The sequence below is a fragment of the Streptomyces poonensis genome (assembly GCF_014650915.1).
GTDB lineage: Bacteria > Actinomycetota > Actinomycetes > Streptomycetales > Streptomycetaceae > Streptomyces > Streptomyces poonensis.
On sequence record NZ_BMVW01000019.1, the window covers coordinates 17,846 to 32,773 of the forward strand.

11 protein-coding genes and 1 pseudogene are annotated in these 14,928 nt (G+C 72.4%); 8 read left to right on the forward strand and 4 right to left on the reverse strand.

Annotation, left to right across the window (positions count from 1 at the left end; translation table 11 throughout):
- Positions 1-76 precede the first annotated feature (76 nt).
- Complete coding sequence (locus IE242_RS32290; RefSeq protein ID WP_189865732.1) at positions 77-454, forward strand: helix-turn-helix domain-containing protein; 378 nt, start codon at positions 77-79, stop codon at positions 452-454.
- 848 nt (positions 455-1,302) lie between these two features.
- On the opposite strand, the gene IE242_RS32295 is transcribed toward IE242_RS32290, so the two are convergent.
- Both IE242_RS32295 and IE242_RS32300 read right to left on the reverse strand, forming a co-directional pair.
- Positions 1,303-2,133 (reverse strand): DNA-formamidopyrimidine glycosylase family protein, encoded by an 831-nt coding sequence (locus tag IE242_RS32295; protein WP_189865734.1) that lies wholly within the window; start codon positions 2,131-2,133, stop codon positions 1,303-1,305.
- A 61-nt stretch (positions 2,134-2,194) separates the two neighbouring features.
- Positions 2,195-7,150 (reverse strand): ATP-dependent helicase, encoded by a 4,956-nt coding sequence (locus tag IE242_RS32300; protein WP_189865736.1) that lies wholly within the window; start codon positions 7,148-7,150, stop codon positions 2,195-2,197.
- A gap of 107 nt (positions 7,151-7,257) precedes the next feature.
- Here IE242_RS32300 and IE242_RS32305 point away from each other — a divergent pair, with 107 nt between their 5' ends.
- From IE242_RS32305 to IE242_RS32315, 3 genes are read left to right on the forward strand one after another with little or no spacing between them, the layout of a single operon-like run.
- The gene (locus IE242_RS32305) at positions 7,258-8,238 is read left to right on the forward strand and encodes an AraC family transcriptional regulator (protein ID WP_189865953.1); all 981 of its coding nucleotides are present in this window, start codon (positions 7,258-7,260) and stop codon (positions 8,236-8,238) included.
- Positions 8,121-8,873, forward strand: coding sequence for an AzlC family ABC transporter permease (locus IE242_RS32310; RefSeq protein WP_189865738.1), 753 nt, complete (start codon positions 8,121-8,123; stop codon positions 8,871-8,873). The genes IE242_RS32305 and IE242_RS32310 overlap by 118 nt, the downstream gene beginning before the upstream one ends.
- The gene (locus tag IE242_RS32315) at positions 8,870-9,178 is read left to right on the forward strand and encodes an AzlD domain-containing protein (protein ID WP_189865740.1); all 309 of its coding nucleotides are present in this window, start codon (positions 8,870-8,872) and stop codon (positions 9,176-9,178) included. Before IE242_RS32310 ends, IE242_RS32315 begins: the two co-directional genes overlap by 4 nt.
- 52 nt (positions 9,179-9,230) lie before the next feature.
- On the opposite strand, the gene IE242_RS32320 is transcribed toward IE242_RS32315, so the two are convergent.
- Positions 9,231-10,217, reverse strand: a complete 987-nt coding sequence (locus IE242_RS32320; protein ID WP_189865742.1) for a hypothetical protein — start codon at positions 10,215-10,217, stop codon at positions 9,231-9,233.
- A gap of 79 nt (positions 10,218-10,296) precedes the next feature.
- On the opposite strand from IE242_RS32320, the gene IE242_RS32325 reads away from it, so the two are divergent.
- The 4 genes and pseudogenes from IE242_RS32325 (at position 10,297) to recX (ending at position 14,251) form a co-directional block, all read left to right on the forward strand.
- A complete protein-coding gene (locus IE242_RS32325; RefSeq protein ID WP_189865744.1) occupies positions 10,297-10,491 on the forward strand; it encodes a DUF3046 domain-containing protein in 195 nt (64 codons plus the stop codon).
- Positions 10,492-10,583: 92 nt separating this feature from the next.
- Positions 10,584-11,837 (forward strand): AI-2E family transporter, encoded by a 1,254-nt coding sequence (locus IE242_RS32330; RefSeq protein ID WP_189865746.1) that lies wholly within the window; start codon positions 10,584-10,586, stop codon positions 11,835-11,837.
- Between the two features lie 307 nt (positions 11,838-12,144).
- A pseudogene (recA, locus tag IE242_RS32335) lies at positions 12,145-13,225 on the forward strand (recombinase RecA).
- A 3-nt stretch (positions 13,226-13,228) separates the two neighbouring features.
- Complete coding sequence (gene recX / locus IE242_RS32340; RefSeq protein WP_189865748.1) at positions 13,229-14,251, forward strand: recombination regulator RecX; 1,023 nt, start codon at positions 13,229-13,231, stop codon at positions 14,249-14,251.
- Between the two features lie 208 nt (positions 14,252-14,459).
- On the opposite strand, the gene IE242_RS32345 is transcribed toward recX, so the two are convergent.
- Positions 14,460-14,888, reverse strand: coding sequence for a rhodanese-like domain-containing protein (locus IE242_RS32345; RefSeq protein ID WP_229859738.1), 429 nt, complete (start codon positions 14,886-14,888; stop codon positions 14,460-14,462).
- Between the last annotated feature and the right edge of the window lie 40 nt (positions 14,889-14,928).

The following is a 14,928-nucleotide window of genomic DNA, read 5'->3' on the forward strand; positions in this document are numbered from 1 at the left end:
CCCGCACGGCCGCAGCGCAAGGCGGTACGGTGGGGCGTGAAGGATGCGGTTACGCGGTCCGAGGAGGGAGCCACCGATGATTCTGCTCCGTCGCCTGCTGGGTGACGTGCTGCGTCGGCAGCGCCAGCGCCAGGGCCGTACTCTGCGCGAAGTCTCCTCGTCCGCCCGAGTCTCACTCGGCTATCTCTCCGAGGTGGAGCGGGGGCAGAAGGAGGCTTCCTCCGAACTGCTCTCCGCGATCTGCGACGCGCTGGACGTACGGATGTCCGAGCTCATGCGGGAAGTGAGCGACGAGCTCGCCCTCGCGGAGCTGGCCCAGTCGGCAGCGGTCACCGATCCGGTGCCCGCACCAGCGCGTCGCCCCATGCTGAATTCCGTCTCGGTGACCGGTGTGTCACCGGAGCGGGTAACGATCAAGGCGCCCGCCGAGGCGGTGGACGTGGTCGCCGCGTGACGTTCGTACACGCGTGAGACAGGTGCCGGTCGGACGCTGACAGAGGTCCGGCCGAGCCCGAGGAAGTGTTGTGAGGCCCCGGCCGGGGCTTCTCCGGGAGAACCGGAGGGGTGCCGGTCGGGGTTTTCGCATGTGCATGGGGTGGGGTCCGTCTTCTGCTGGTGGTGAGGGCGCTGTCCGTCTGTGGTGAGGCGCTGTCCGTCCGTGGTGAGGCGTCGTCCGTCTGTGGTGAGGCCGTACTCCGCTTGCCGGTCCGTAGGACGGCGGTCATCGTGGAGGAGGCGGGGCTCGGGGCCGTACGTTCACCTCCGTCCGCGGAAAGCGGAACAGGGGTGAGTGGAGCGTCGGCGAAATGGCGGTGGTGCGTGTGAACGGCGGGTGCTGGGCGCGTGCGGCGCACAAGATGAGGTGTGCGTGCGCTGTGCCGCGGGTGTGGCACCGGCGCAGTGTCCGTACGGGTGCGGTGCGTCTGCGTGCCCGTGGTGCGCCCTGCCGACTGATAGGGGCGGCGGCCTAGCGTCGGGCCGGAGCGCTTCGAACGGCCCCGGACGGCGGGGTGGCCTGGAGGTGGCGGCCATGCGGACAGTGCGCTGGGGAGCGGTACTGGGACTCGGGGCGCTCTGGTGGTGGGGGGTGCTGCGGACGGCTTTCGCCGCGGACGCCGGCCTGGTCGAGGCGACGGTCGCCGCGGGTGGATGGGGGCTGAGCCTGTTGCCGGTGCACTGTGTTCCGTCGCATGGGGAGCCGGACCCTGTGTCGAGCAGGGGTTCGGACGGGGGTTCCGTTCCCTCGTAGTCGTGAACAACGAGGCCGTCCGGCTACCGAGGGCGGACCCGAGACAGGAAGCCTCAGAACGTCGTACGGCGCTGGACGGGGCGGGCGGCGGTCGGGGACGGCCCCGTCTGGCATGCGGGGCACCAGTAGGTGGGGCGTTCGCGGGTGCCGTCGCCCTGGTCGGCCATGCGGACGGGGGTCTGGCAGCGCAGACAGGGACGGGGTGCGCGGCCGTACACGAAGAAGTTCTGGCGCGGGAGGCCCGTGGTGTTGCGGACAGGGCGGTCGCGGTTGGCTTCCAGTAGCTTCTTCGCCAGGCCGGGGAGCTGGGCGGCGTGGCCCGGTGGGAGGTCGCCGACCGGGAGCCACGGGGTGACGCGGAGCAGGTGACAGAGCTCGCACTTGAAGACGTTGCCGATGCCGGCGAGATTGCGCTGGTCCAGGAGGGCCTCGCCCAGGGGGCGGGCCGGGTCGACGAGCAGGTTGGCGAGGGCGCGGTCAGGGTCCCAGTCCGGGCCGAGGAGATCGGGTCCCAGGTGACCGACGACGCGCTGTTCCTCGGAGGTGCGGAGCAGCGCGAGCACGGGGAGACGGTAGCCGACGGCCGTGCGGTCGGCGTTGCCGAGGACGGCCCGGATCTGGTGCGACGGACCGCCGCTCCAGCGCTGGCCGTTCGCGAACACCTTCCACGCGCCGTCCATCCGCAGATGCGAGTGCAGCGTCAAGCCGCCCTCGATCCGGGTGAGGAGGTGCTTGCCGCGCGGGGTGACGTCCAGGACGCTACGGCCGGTGAGGTCGGCGGTGGCGTACTTCGGTACCCGGAGGTCGGAGCGGATCAGCACCTTGCCCGCCAGGGCGGCGTGCAGCCGGTTCGCGGTCTGCCAGACGGTGTCTCCTTCGGGCATGGCTCCAGGGTGGCATGTCGGGAACGGTGCTGGTCGGTGGGACAGGGCGAGGAGGGCGGGCTCACGCGCGCAGCCGGAGCCCACGAGGGGTCGCGACGAAGCCGGCTGCCTCCAGGAGGGCGCCCAGCGGAGATGTCAGGGCGGAGGCTCCGTTGACGCGCTCCACCGTGACCGTGCCGAGGGAACCCGCGCGGGCGGAGGCGGCGAGGGCCTCGGCGGCGGCCGGCAGACGGGGATCGTCGGTGACGGCACCCTCCGGGTCCGTGGGCCAGGCCAGCAGGGTCTTGCCGCCGCGCTCCATGTACAGGGCCAGCTCGCCGTCGACCAGGACGACCAGGGCTCCCGCCTTGCGGCCCGGCTTGTGCCCGGCGCCGGCCGGCGGCTCGGGCCAGGGCAGGGCCGCGCCATGGGCGTTGGCCGGGTCGGCGGCTGCGAGGACCACGGCGCGGTCGCTGCCGGTACGGCGCCCTGCACGGTTGGCGGGGCCTGTGGCGTGACCGGGGCCCCCGGCACCGGAGCGACGGAAGCCGCTGGGGCCGCCCGTGCTCCCGCCGGTGCTGCCTCCGGGGAACTCGAAGGGGTCGGCGGGACCGGTGGGGAAGTCCGGCACGCCGTTCATGCCACCGGCACCGGGGAAGTCCGACAGGCCGTCGATGTCGCCGGCGAAGCCCGGGTGGCCGCCTGTGCTCCACGGAGAGTCGGTCCGCTGACCTGGACCCGGAGTCGCTGGGAGTCCGGATGCGCCCCCGGGTGACGCGTATCCGGACTCTGTCCCCGTCTCTCCCCGCTCCCGTGCGTTCGCCGTCGCGCGCAGGCGGTCCACTGCCCCGTCCATCGCGAACTGGGCGGCGCCGAGCCCTTCCACGACGTAACCGCGCCGTGCCTGCCCACTCTCCTCGAAGGCGGACAGCACGCGGTACACCGCCGAGAAGCCTCCCTCGACCCCCTCGGCGGCCACGGCGCCGCGGGTCACCACGCCGTGCCGGTCGAGAAGTGCCCGGGCCAAAGCGTGGGCGCGCACGGTGGGGTCCGGCTCCTGGGCGGGGAGCAGCGACCACCGGCCCGCGACCGTGGGAGGGCCGGTACGGGACTGGGGACGTGCGGCGGCGGTCAGGGAGCCGTAGCGGCCGCGCGGGACGGTGCGCTTGGCGCGGTGGGCGGTGGATCCGGCCGTACGGCCCGAGCCGAGGAGCGCGCGCATCGGGGTGAGCGTGTCGTTGGTGAGCAGGCCCGACCAGGACAGCTCCCAGAGAGCGTCGGCCAGTTGGGGATCGGTGACGTCGGGGTGTGTGGTGGCGCGCACCTGGTCGGCGATCTGGCGGAAGAACAGGCCGTAGCCCCCCGTCAGCGTGTCCAGCACCGACTGGTGGAGCGCGGTCGGCTCCAGGGGATGCGGGGGCGGGAGCAGCAGGGGGGCCGCGTCCGCGAGGTACAGCGAGATCCAGCCGTCCTTGCCGGGGAGTGCTCCGGCGCCCGCCCACACGACCTCGCCCGACGCCGTGAGCTCGTCGAGCATCGACGGCCGGTAGTCGGCGACGCGGGACGGCAGCACCAGCTTCTCCAGGGCCGACGCCGGTACGGAGGCGCCCTGCAGCTGCTCGATCGCGCGGACCAGTCCGTCGATGCCCCGCAGTCGGTGACCGCCGCCCACGTGCTGCCACCGCGGCAGGAACTGCGCGAGTGCGGCGGGCGGCACGGGCTCCAGTTCGTGCCGCAGCGCGGCGAGGGATCGGCGGCGCAGCCGGCGCAGCACGGCCGCGTCGCACCACTCCTGGCCGATGCCCGCCGGATGGAACTCGCCCTGCACCACCCGGCCGCTCGCGGCGAGACGCTGGAGCGCGCCCTCGGTGACGGCCACTCCGAGGCCGAAACGGGCGGCTGCCGCGGCCGAGGTGAACGGGCCGTGGGTGCGCGCGTATCGCGCGAGGAGGTCGCCGAGCGGGTCCTTGACCGGCTCGGTGAACGCCTCCGGGACGCCGACGGGCAGCGCCGTGCCGAGCGCGTCGCGCAGCCGGCCCGCATCCTCGATCGCCGACCAGTGGTCGGCCCCGGCGATCCTGACCTGGATGACACGGCGGGCCGCGGCCAGTTCCCGGGCCCACTGCGGGTCGGCACCGCGCCGCGCCAGCTCGTCGTCCGTGAGGGGGCCCAGCAGCCGCAGCACGTCCGCGACGCCCTCGGGGTCCTTCACGCGTCGGTCCTCGGTGAGCCACTGGAGTTCCTGCTCCAGCTCGGTGAGGACGTCGGCGTCGAGCAGCTCGCGCAGCTCCGCCTGGCCCAGCAGCTCGGCCAGCAGCCGTGAGTCCAGCGACAGGGCGGCGGCGCGCCGCTCGGCGAGGGGCGAGTCGCCCTCGTACAGGAACTGCGCCACGTACCCGAAGAGCAGGGAGCGGGCGAACGGGGAGGGCTCCGGGGTGGTGACCTCGACGAGCCGGACCTTGCGGGACTCGATGTCGCCCATCAGTTCGGCGAGCCCGGGGACGTCGAAGACGTCCTGGAGGCATTCGCGGACCGCTTCCAGGACGATCGGGAACGAGCCGAACTCGCTCGCCACCTCGAGCAGCTGAGCGGCCCGCTGGCGCTGCTGCCACAGCGGGGTCCGCTTGCCCGGGTTGCGCTTGGGCAGCAGCAGCGCGCGGGCGGCGCACTCGCGGAACCGGGACGCGAAGAGTGCGGAGCCGCCCACCTGGTCGGTGACGATCTGGTCGACCTCGCCCTTGTCGAACGCCACGTCCGCCGCGCCGACGGGCGCCTTCTCGGCGTCGTACTCCGTGCCCCCCTTCATGGGGTCCTGGTCGAGCAGGTCCAGGCCCATCAGATCGACGTCCGGCAGACGCAGCACGATGCCGTCGTCGGCGTGCATGACCTGGGCGTCCATGCCGTACCGCTCGGACAGGCGGGCGCCGAGGGCGAGCGCCCAGGGGGCGTGGACCTGGGCGCCGAACGGGGAGTGCACGACGACCCGCCAGTCGCCCAGCTCGTCGCGGAAGCGCTCGACGACGATGGTGCGGTCGTCGGGCACATGGCCGCAGGCCTCGCGCTGTTCGGCGAGGTACGACAGGACGTTGTCCGCGGCCCAGGCGTCGAGGCCGGCCGTGAGCAGACGCAGCCGTGCGTCCTCCGGCGTCAGAGAGCCGACCTCACGCAGGAAGGCGCCCACCGCGCGGCCCAGCTCCAGCGGGCGGCCCAGCTGATCGCCCTTCCAGAACGGCAGCCGGCCCGGGACACCGGGCGCGGGGGAGACCAGCACGCGGTCGCGCGTGATGTCCTCGATCCGCCAGGAACTGGTGCCCAGCGTGAAGACGTCCCCCACGCGTGACTCGTAGACCATCTCCTCGTCGAGCTCGCCGACCCGGCCGCCGCCCTTCTTCGGGTCGGAGCCCGCGAGGAACACCCCGAAGAGGCCGCGGTCCGGGATCGTGCCCCCGGACGTGACGGCGAGGCGCTGGGCACCAGGGCGTCCGGTGACCGTGCCGGTGACCCGGTCCCACACCACGCGTGGGCGCAGCTCCGCGAAGGCGTCCGACGGATAGCGGCCCGCCAGCATGTCGAGCACGGCCGTGAACGCCGACTCCGGGAGCGAGGCGAACGGAGCCGCGCGGCGGACCATGGCCAGCAGGTCGTCGACCTGCCAGGCGTCCAGCGCGGTCATGGCGACGAGCTGCTGGGCGAGCACGTCCAGCGGGTTGGCCGGGATCCTCAGGGACTCGATGGCACCCTCACGCATCCGCTCGGTGACCACGGCCGCCTGGACCAGGTCGCCGCGGTACTTGGGGAAGACCACGCCCGTGGAGACCGCGCCCACCTGGTGGCCCGCGCGGCCCACGCGCTGGAGGCCGGAGGCGACCGAGGGCGGTGACTCCACCTGGATCACGAGGTCCACGGCACCCATGTCGATGCCGAGCTCCAGACTGGAGGTGGCGACGACGGCCGGCAGGCGGCCCGCCTTCAGGTCCTCCTCCACCAGGGCGCGCTGCTCCTTGGAGACCGAGCCGTGGTGGGCGCGCGCGATGACGGGGGGAGCGCCGTGGGCCGCGCCCGAACCGCCCATGAGCTCCGCCGGGGAGTGGTGCTCGTCCAGGGACTCCCCGGTGGCCCGCTCGTAGGCGATCTCGTTGAGCCGGTTGCAGAGGCGCTCCGCGAGACGGCGGGAGTTCGCGAACACGATCGTCGAGCGGTGCGACTGGACGAGATCGGTGATCCGCTCCTCGACGTGCGGCCAGATCGACGGGCGCTCGGCGCCCTGCGCGCTGTCGGCGACGGGGGACCCGCCCAGCTCGCCCAGGTCCTCGACCGGGACGACCACGGACAGGTCGAACTCCTTGCCGGACGGCGGCTGGACGATCTCCACCTTGCGGCGCGGGGAGAGATAGCGGGCGACCTCGTCGACCGGGCGGACGGTCGCGGAGAGGCCGACGCGACGGGCGGGCCTCGGCAGGAGCTCGTCGAGCCGCTCCAGGGAGAGAGCGAGATGCGCGCCCCGCTTGGTGCCGGCGACCGCGTGCACCTCGTCGAGGATCACCGTCTCCACGCCCGTGAGCGCGTCGCGCGTGGCCGACGTGAGCATCAGGAACAGCGATTCAGGAGTGGTGATCAGGATGTCCGGCGGGCGGGTGGCCAGAGCGCGGCGCTCGGCGGCCGGAGTGTCGCCGGACCGGATGCCCACCTTGACCTCCGGCTCGGGCAGACCGAGGCGTACGGCCTCCTGGCGGATGCCGGTGAGAGGGCTGCGCAGATTGCGCTCCACGTCGACGGCGAGGGCCTTCAGCGGCGAGACGTACAGGACGCGGCAGCGCTTCTTCGGGTCGGCGGGGGGCGGTGTGGAGGCCAGCTGGTCGAGGGCGGCGAGGAACGCGGCGAGGGTCTTGCCGGAGCCGGTCGGGGCGACGACGAGCACGTCCGAGCCCTCGCTGATCGCCTGCCACGCCCCTGTCTGCGCCGCCGTGGGCGCGGAGAAGGCCCCCGTGAACCAGGCGCGGGTCGCGGGGGAGAAGGCGTCGAGCGGGGAACCAGCCATGCACCCATCCTGCACCCGAGCACTGACAATGGGGCTGACCTGCGGTGACGACGGTCACTCGGGCGGGCCCGCTCAGCGGTGCCCTGGTGCTGCGGGAGAATGAGGGCATGGCGAGTTCGGGCGAGCGGGCACGGCACTGGCAGTATGCGGAACTGCCCGGTGTCGATCTGCTGCGGGCCCGGTACGTCGGGAAGCGGTTCGTGCGGCACACGCACGAGAACTTCGTCATCGCGGCCATCGCCGACGGTGTCGAGGTCTTCCATCACGGTGGTGCCGATCAGTACGCGGGGCCCGGAGCGCTGGCACTGATCAATCCCGACACCCCGCACACGGGACGGGCGGGTGGGCCCGAGGGTTGGCGGTACGGGGCCGTCTATCCGTCTCCCGAGCTGGTGGCCGAGATCGCCGCCGAGACGACGCTGATCCGGGGGACACCCGGTTTCCGCAACCCGGTCCTCGACGACCCGTACGCCGCCGGGCTGGTCCACCAGGTGCTGCGGGCCGTGGACGAGGGCAACGCGCTCGCGGCCGACACGCTGCTGCGGGTCGCCGTGACCCGGTTGCTGCGGCTCAACGGCGGGACGCCGCCCCGGCGTGCCGTGCGCACGGCCGGGGCCCGCATGGCCGCCCGCGCGCGTGCGGTCCTGGAGGAGCGGATGGCCGAGCCGCCGACGCTGCAGCGGCTCGCCGAGGACCTCGGCACCAGCCCCTTCGCGCTGCTGCGGGCGTTCCGGGAGACCTACGGGATGCCTCCGCACGCGTGGCTGACCGATGCCCGGGTGCGCGGGGCGCGACGCCTGCTGGACGCGGGCAGCACACCCGCGGAGGCCGCCGTCGCCGTGGGCTTCACCGACCAGCCGCATCTCAACCGTCACTTCGGCCGGATCGTAGGAGTGCCGCCGGGCGCCTACCAGCGGGAGCGCAAAAATGTACAAGACCCGCGCGGTCGGGTCCCCGTACGGTCCGACGCATGGCACAACAGACAGCACCAGCAGACATATGTGAGGGAAAGCCCGACTCGGCCGTCGTCAGAGACGCCCTGGGAGTCGGGCTCGCCGTCGGACTGTCCGGCTTCGCCTTCGGGGTGACCTCGGCCGGCAGCGGGCTCACCCTGCTGCAGACCTGCGCCCTCAGCCTCCTGGTGTTCACGGGCGCCTCCCAGTTCGCACTCGTGGGCGCCCTCGCGGCGGGCGGCAACCCGTTCACGGCGGCGGCGGGAGCTTTCTTCCTGGGGGTGCGCAACGCGTTCTACGGGCTGCGGCTCTCCCAGTTGCTGGCGCTCCCGCGCGCGGTGCGGCCCTTCGCAGCCCAGTGGGTCATCGACGAGACCGCGGCAGTCGCCCTCGCCCAGCCGACGCGACGGGCCGTCCGGATCGGCTTCACCGTCACCGGGCTGAGCCTGTACGTGCTGTGGAACCTCACCACGCTGCTCGGCGCGGTGGGCGCCGAGGCCATCGGGGACACCGACGCCTGGGGGCTGGACGCCGCGGGCCCCGCCGTCTTCCTGGCGCTGCTCGCGCCGATGCTGAAGACCGCCACGGAGCGCGCCGTCGCCGGCCTCGCGGTCGTCCTGGGAGTCGGCCTGCTGCCCGTACTGCCCGCCGGGATGCCGGTTCTCGTGGCCGCGCTGGCCGCCCCGGCCGTCCTGTGGGCAACGGGGCGGCGAACGGCGACGGCCGGCGAGAAGGCCGCCGAGGACGACGTACGGAGGGCGGACCGTTGACCGTCTGGATCGCGATCGCCGTGACGGCGGTCGGTTGCTACGCCGTCAAGCTCATCGGCCTGCTCGTGCCCGAAGGCGTACTGGAGCGGCCGCTCGTCCGTCGCTTGGCCGCACTGGTCCCCGTGGCGCTGCTGGCCGCCCTCACGGCCCAGCAGACCTTCGCCGACGGAACCACCGTCGTACTCGACGCGCGGGCCGCGGGGCTGGCCGCGGCCGCCGTCGCGTTGCTGCTGCGCGCGCCCTTCCTGCTCGTCGTCGCCGCGGCCGTGGTCGTGACGGCGGGGGTACGGGCACTGACGGGCTGACCGCGGGCCGGGTCCGCACGCGCGCGTGCGGACCCGTTCGTGCCTCCGGGAGTCACAACCGTCCGTACGCGCGGAGCGTGAGCAGCGCCTCGATGGTGACGACGGGGCGGCTCTCCAGTGCGATGCCCGGCGCCCACGGGCGCTGAGGGGAGCGCTCGCGCGTCGAGCAGTGGGGAAGGACCGGCCAGCCACCGTCCTCCCGTTGACCGGCCATCAGGAAGTCCAGCGAGCGGGTCATCTCCTCGTCCGTGAACCACGCGCGCGCGAGGCTGTCCGGTGTGCGGGCGAAGTCGTACGGGAAGTGGCGCCCGCCCGGCACACAGCCGGGCGACACCGGGTACGCCGCCGCGTCCTTCAGCTCCTCCGGGTCCAGCACGGCCAGCCGCCGGCCGCGGACCAGGCGGCCGAGCCGGTCGGCGGCCGCCTCCGCGCGCGGGCGGTCGGGCACGGAGTCGAGAAAGGCCACAGCCGCCTCGATCTCGTGCGGATGCGACTGTTCCAGGGAGTCCACCGCCTGCCAGCAGAAGTCGGTGGCCCGGAACAGCCAGGCGTGCCACACCCCGTTGCCGTGCAGCAGCCCCACCACGGGCCCGGTGGCGAGGAGGTCGCTGGGCGGGGTGTCGACGATGGGAAGGCAGGGGGCCGCCGGATAGGCCCGCTGGCTGGGATGGATCGCCGGGAGGGCGCCGTCCGGCGTCGACACGGACGTCAGATACCGGCACACACGCTCCGCCCGCTGTCCGCCGCAGCGCCCGATCGAGTCCAGCACGCGCAGCGCCTGCCCGGTGTGCAGCGGCTGGCTCACCGGCCCCCGCAGATCGGGTGCGAGCGCGTGGCCGTATCCCTCGTCCGCGTTGCGGTAGGCGGCCAGTGCGGTCTCCACCGCGTCGGCGCTCCCGCCCAGGAAGTGGTACGCGAAGCGGCGCTGTTCCAGTACGCGCGCGGTGAGCCAGACGAACTGCTCGGCGCGGGTCAGCGGGGTGTGTGCCAAAGACGTCGGGGGCGTCGGGGGGAGTGGGGATGCTCCTGTTTCGGCCATGCGTCAGACCGTAGGGCGGAAAGCGTTCTCGGCAGGCCGTCCCGGCTCGGCCCACCCCCGGGCGCGGGATACTGGGGGCATGCGGTTGACGGTCTTCTGGCAGCGGATGGCGGATCACTTCGGTGAGGGGTACGCCGAAACCTTTGCGCACGATCATGTGATGTCCGAGCTGGGCGGGCGCACCGTGCGGCAGGCGCTCGACGCCGGCTGGGAGGCGAAGGACGTGTGGCGCGTGGTGTGCTCGACGATGAACGTTCCGGACGAGAGGCGCTGAACCTTCGCGGAGCCGCAGCCCGGCCGCCCGGTGCCCGCATGAAGATCCTGGGGGAGGGACTGACTGTCGGTCGTGTGGGCGAGACTTGGTGCGTGGCCCCCACAGACGAGACCGCGCCGGTCGACCAGCTCGCATCCCCGTACGGCACCGTGCCGCCCCCGCCGCCTCCGGCGGCCGATGATGCAGGGCGGGGCGACCGCATGCCGCGCTGGCTGCCGCGCGCCATGGTGCTGGCCCTGTCGCTCGTCGCCGCCTTCCAGCTCGGCAGCTGGGCGTTCCATCAGCTCATCGGGCTGCTGGTCAACGTCCTCATCGCCTTCTTCCTGGCGCTCGCGATCGAGCCGGCGGTCAGCTGGATGGCCTCGCGCGGGCTGCGCAGAGGCTTCGCCACCTTCCTCGTCTTCTTCGGTGTGCTGATCGGTGTCGCGGGTTTCGTCACGCTGATGGGCTCGATGCTCGCGGGCCAGATCGTCAGGATGGTCGAGGGCCTCCCGGAGTACTTCGACTCCGTGATCAGCTGGGTCAACACCACCTTCCACACCGAGCTGAAGCGGGTGGACATACAGGAGGGCCTGCTCCGCTCCGACTGGCTGCAGAGATACGTGCAGAACAGCGCCACGGGGGTCCTGGACGTCTCCGCGCAGGTGCTGGGCGGTCTCTTCCAGCTGCTCACGATCACACTGTTCTCGTTCTACTTCGCCGCCGACGGCCCGCGGCTGCGGCGCGCACTGTGTTCCGTACTGCCGCCCGCCAGGCAGGCCGAGGTGCTGCGTGCCTGGGAGATCGCCGTCGACAAGACCGGCGGTTACCTCTATTCGAGGGGTCTGATGGCGCTCATCTCCGGCGTGGCGCACTACGTCCTGCTGGAGTACCTGGACGTGAACTACGCGCCCGTCCTCGCGGTCTGGGTCGGCCTCGTCTCCCAGTTCATCCCCACCATCGGCACCTATCTGGCGGGCGCGCTGCCGATGCTGATCGCCTTCACGGAGAACCCGTGGTACGCGCTGTGGGTACTGATCTTCGTGGTGATCTACCAGCAGTTCGAGAACTACATGCTGCAGCCCAAGCTGACCGCCAAGACGGTGGACGTCCATCCGGCGGTCGCCTTCGGGTCCGTCATCGCGGGCACCGCCCTCCTCGGTGCCGTCGGGGCGCTGATCGCCATTCCGGCGGTCGCCACGCTGCAGGCGTTCCTCGGGGCGTACGTGAAGCGGTACGACGTCACGGACGACCCCCGGGTGCAAGGCCACCGCGGACGGGGTCCGAGCAGGGCACTCGCCCGTGCACGGCGCATGCTGCAGCAGAGACGGCAGCCGAAGCCGGAAGAGGGCGGCGGGTCCTCCTGAGGCGGCTGCCCTCCGGCGCCATGTCCGGAGGGCGCCACACGTGGGTGGTCCGCGCTCGTAGCGCCCGTTCCCGTCCCGCACACGACTCCGGCGGGGCGAGGGCGCGCTTGACACTAAAATCGAACATCCATTCTCATGGAGGCTTCGACGAGGCTCTCGGTGGGCGATTCCGGCGGTTTTGAGGGGGTTTCCAAGAGGGAGTGCCGGAGTTATCCACAGGCCGGACGGGCGTCAGGGCCCATTGTCAGTGGCAGGCGTTAGCGTTTTTGACGTGAAGCGAACGACTCAAGCAAACCGGGTGGAACCCATGGCAGGAACCGACCGCGAGAAGGCGCTCGACGCCGCGCTCGCACAGATTGAACGGCAATTCGGCAAGGGCGCGGTCATGCGCATGGGCGAGCGGTCGAAGGAGCCCATCGAGGTCATCCCGACCGGTTCGACCGCCCTCGACGTGGCCCTCGGCGTCGGCGGCCTGCCGCGCGGCCGTGTGGTGCGCCGTGGCCAACGCGCAGAAGGCCGGCGGCCAGGTCGCCTTCGTGGACGCGGAGCACGCCCTCGACCCCGAGTACGCCAAGAAGCTCGGCGTCGACATCGACAACCTGATCCTCTCCCAGCCCGACAACGGTGAGCAGGCGCTGGAGATCGTGGACATGCTGGTCCGCTCCGGTGCCCTCGACCTGATCGTCATCGACTCCGTCGCCGCGCTCGTCCCGCGCGCGGAGATCGAGGGCGAGATGGGCGACAGCCACGTCGGTCTGCAGGCCCGTCTGATGAGCCAGGCCCTGCGGAAGATCACCAGCGCGCTCAACCAGTCCAAGACCACCGCGATCTTCATCAACCAGCTCCGCGAGAAGATCGGCGTGATGTTCGGCTCCCCCGAGACCACGACCGGTGGCCGGGCGCTCAAGTTCTACGCCTCGGTGCGTATCGACATCCGCCGCATCGAGACCCTGAAGGACGGCACGGAGGCGGTCGGCAACCGCACCCGTTGCAAGGTCGTCAAGAACAAGGTCGCGCCGCCCTTCAAGCAGGCCGAGTTCGACATCCTCTACGGGCAGGGCATCAGCCGTGAGGGCGGCCTGATCGACATGGGCGTGGAGCACGGCTTCGTCCGCAAGGCCGGCGCCTGGTACACGTACGAGGGCGACCAGCTCGGCCAGGGCAAGGAGAACGCCCGCAACTTCCTGAAGGACAACCCCGACCTCGCCAACGAGATCGAGAAGAAGATCAAGGAGAAGCTGGGCGTCGGGGTGCGGGCTGAGGAGCCCGCCGCCGAGCCGGGAGCGGACGCGGCGGCCTCGACCGCGACCGCGGGCGAGGCCGCGAAGACCGTGCCCGCTCCGGCGGCCAAGACGGCCAAGACCAAGGCTGCGGCAGCCAAGAGCTGACCCGTGACACGGCGAACGGACTGGGCCGAGTACGCCCGCCCCGTTGTCCCCGGGGGCCAAGGGGGCGGGGACGACGCGGGCGTCGCCCCCGCCGACGCGGAGGGGCCGTACAGAGGGTGGCCGCAGGACGGTCACCGGCTGGAGGACGGCCACCGTCCGAACGGTGGCCGCCCGAGCGATGGCCGGGCGGACGGCGGCCGGGCGGACGCGTACGGCCGGCCGGGCGACGGGACATGGCCCGACGGCGGTCCGAGCGGTACGGGGGCCTGGCCGGCGGGCGACGGCACGGGGCACGGTGACGACGGCGACAGTGATGGCGGCGGTCGTGCTCAGGGTGGTCGTTCTCACGGGAGTGGTGGTCCGCGTGGAGGGCGTGGTCGTGGGAGCGGCCGTGGGCGTCGGCGGCCAGACTTCGGGGAGTCGTCCGGGGCGCCCTTCGACCGGTCGTCCGGCGTCCGGCAGGGCGGAGCGGACGGAGCGGACGGAGGTTCCTCCTCCTCGTCGAGGGCCGGGGAGAGGGAGCCTTCAGGGGACCCGGTCGAGCGGGCGCGGGCGATCTGTCTGCGTCTGCTCACCGGGACCCCGCGTACGCGGAAACAGCTCGCCGACGCGTTGCGCAAGCGGGAGATCCCCGATGACGTGGCGGACCAGGTGCTGTCGCGGTTCGAGGAGGTCGGGCTGATCAACGACAGCGCCTTCGCGGACGCCTGGGTGGAGTCCCGGCACCACGGCCGGGGGCTGGCCCGGCGGGCGCTCGCACAGGAGCTGCGGACCAAGGGCGTGGACGCGACACTGATCGACCAGGCCGTCGCCCAGCTGGACTCCGATCAGGAGGAGGTCACGGCACGGGAGCTCGTCGCCCGCAAACTGCGCTCGACGCGTGGCCTGGACCGCGACAAGCGCCTCCGGCGTCTCGCGGGCATGCTCGCCCGCAAGGGGTACTCCCAGGGCCTGGCCCTCAAGGTGGTCCGCCAGGCACTGGAAGAGGAGGGGGAGGATACGGAAGGGCTGGACGAGAAGTACTGAGACGGGGTCGGGGTTCGGGGAACGGGGACACACCCACTGTTCGATGAGCCGAGAGCCGATGAGTCGGCGAGCTGGTGAACCGGTGAGCTGGGAAGTCAGCGGACCGGGTGCCCCGGCGAGCCGGGCTGCCGGTGACCCAGTGAGGCGGGTACCGGCGTCGGCCCAGACAGTCGCTACCGCCGGCGCGGCGTGGCCCCGGCCGGCAGTGCTAGAGCGTCAGTGGGAGTCCGGCGTCCCGCCACGCCTGGAAACCGCCCACCAGGTCGGTTGCCCGGTGGAGGCCCAGTTGCCGCAGGGATGCGGCGGCGAGGCTGGAGGCGTAGCCCTCGTTGCAGATGACGACGACGCGCAGGTCGTGGTGAGCTGCCTCGGGGAGCCGGTGGCTGCCCTGGGGGTCGAGGCGCCACTCGAGTTCATTGCGCTCGACGACGAGGGCACCGGGGATCAGGCCGTCACGGTCCCGCAGGGCCGCGTAGCGGATGTCGACCAGGAGAGCGTCGCCTCCCCGCGCGGCCTCGTACGCCTCCAGGGCCTCGACCCGGTCGAGCTTCTCGCGGGCGCGCTCCAGCAGCTCGTCGATGCCGATCGGGTGTGCCGGGGCTTTCGGGCGTTCCAGGTCTTTCAGGTCTTCTGCCAAAACTTCCACGCCTCCCAGGACTCTCAGGTCTTCCAGATCT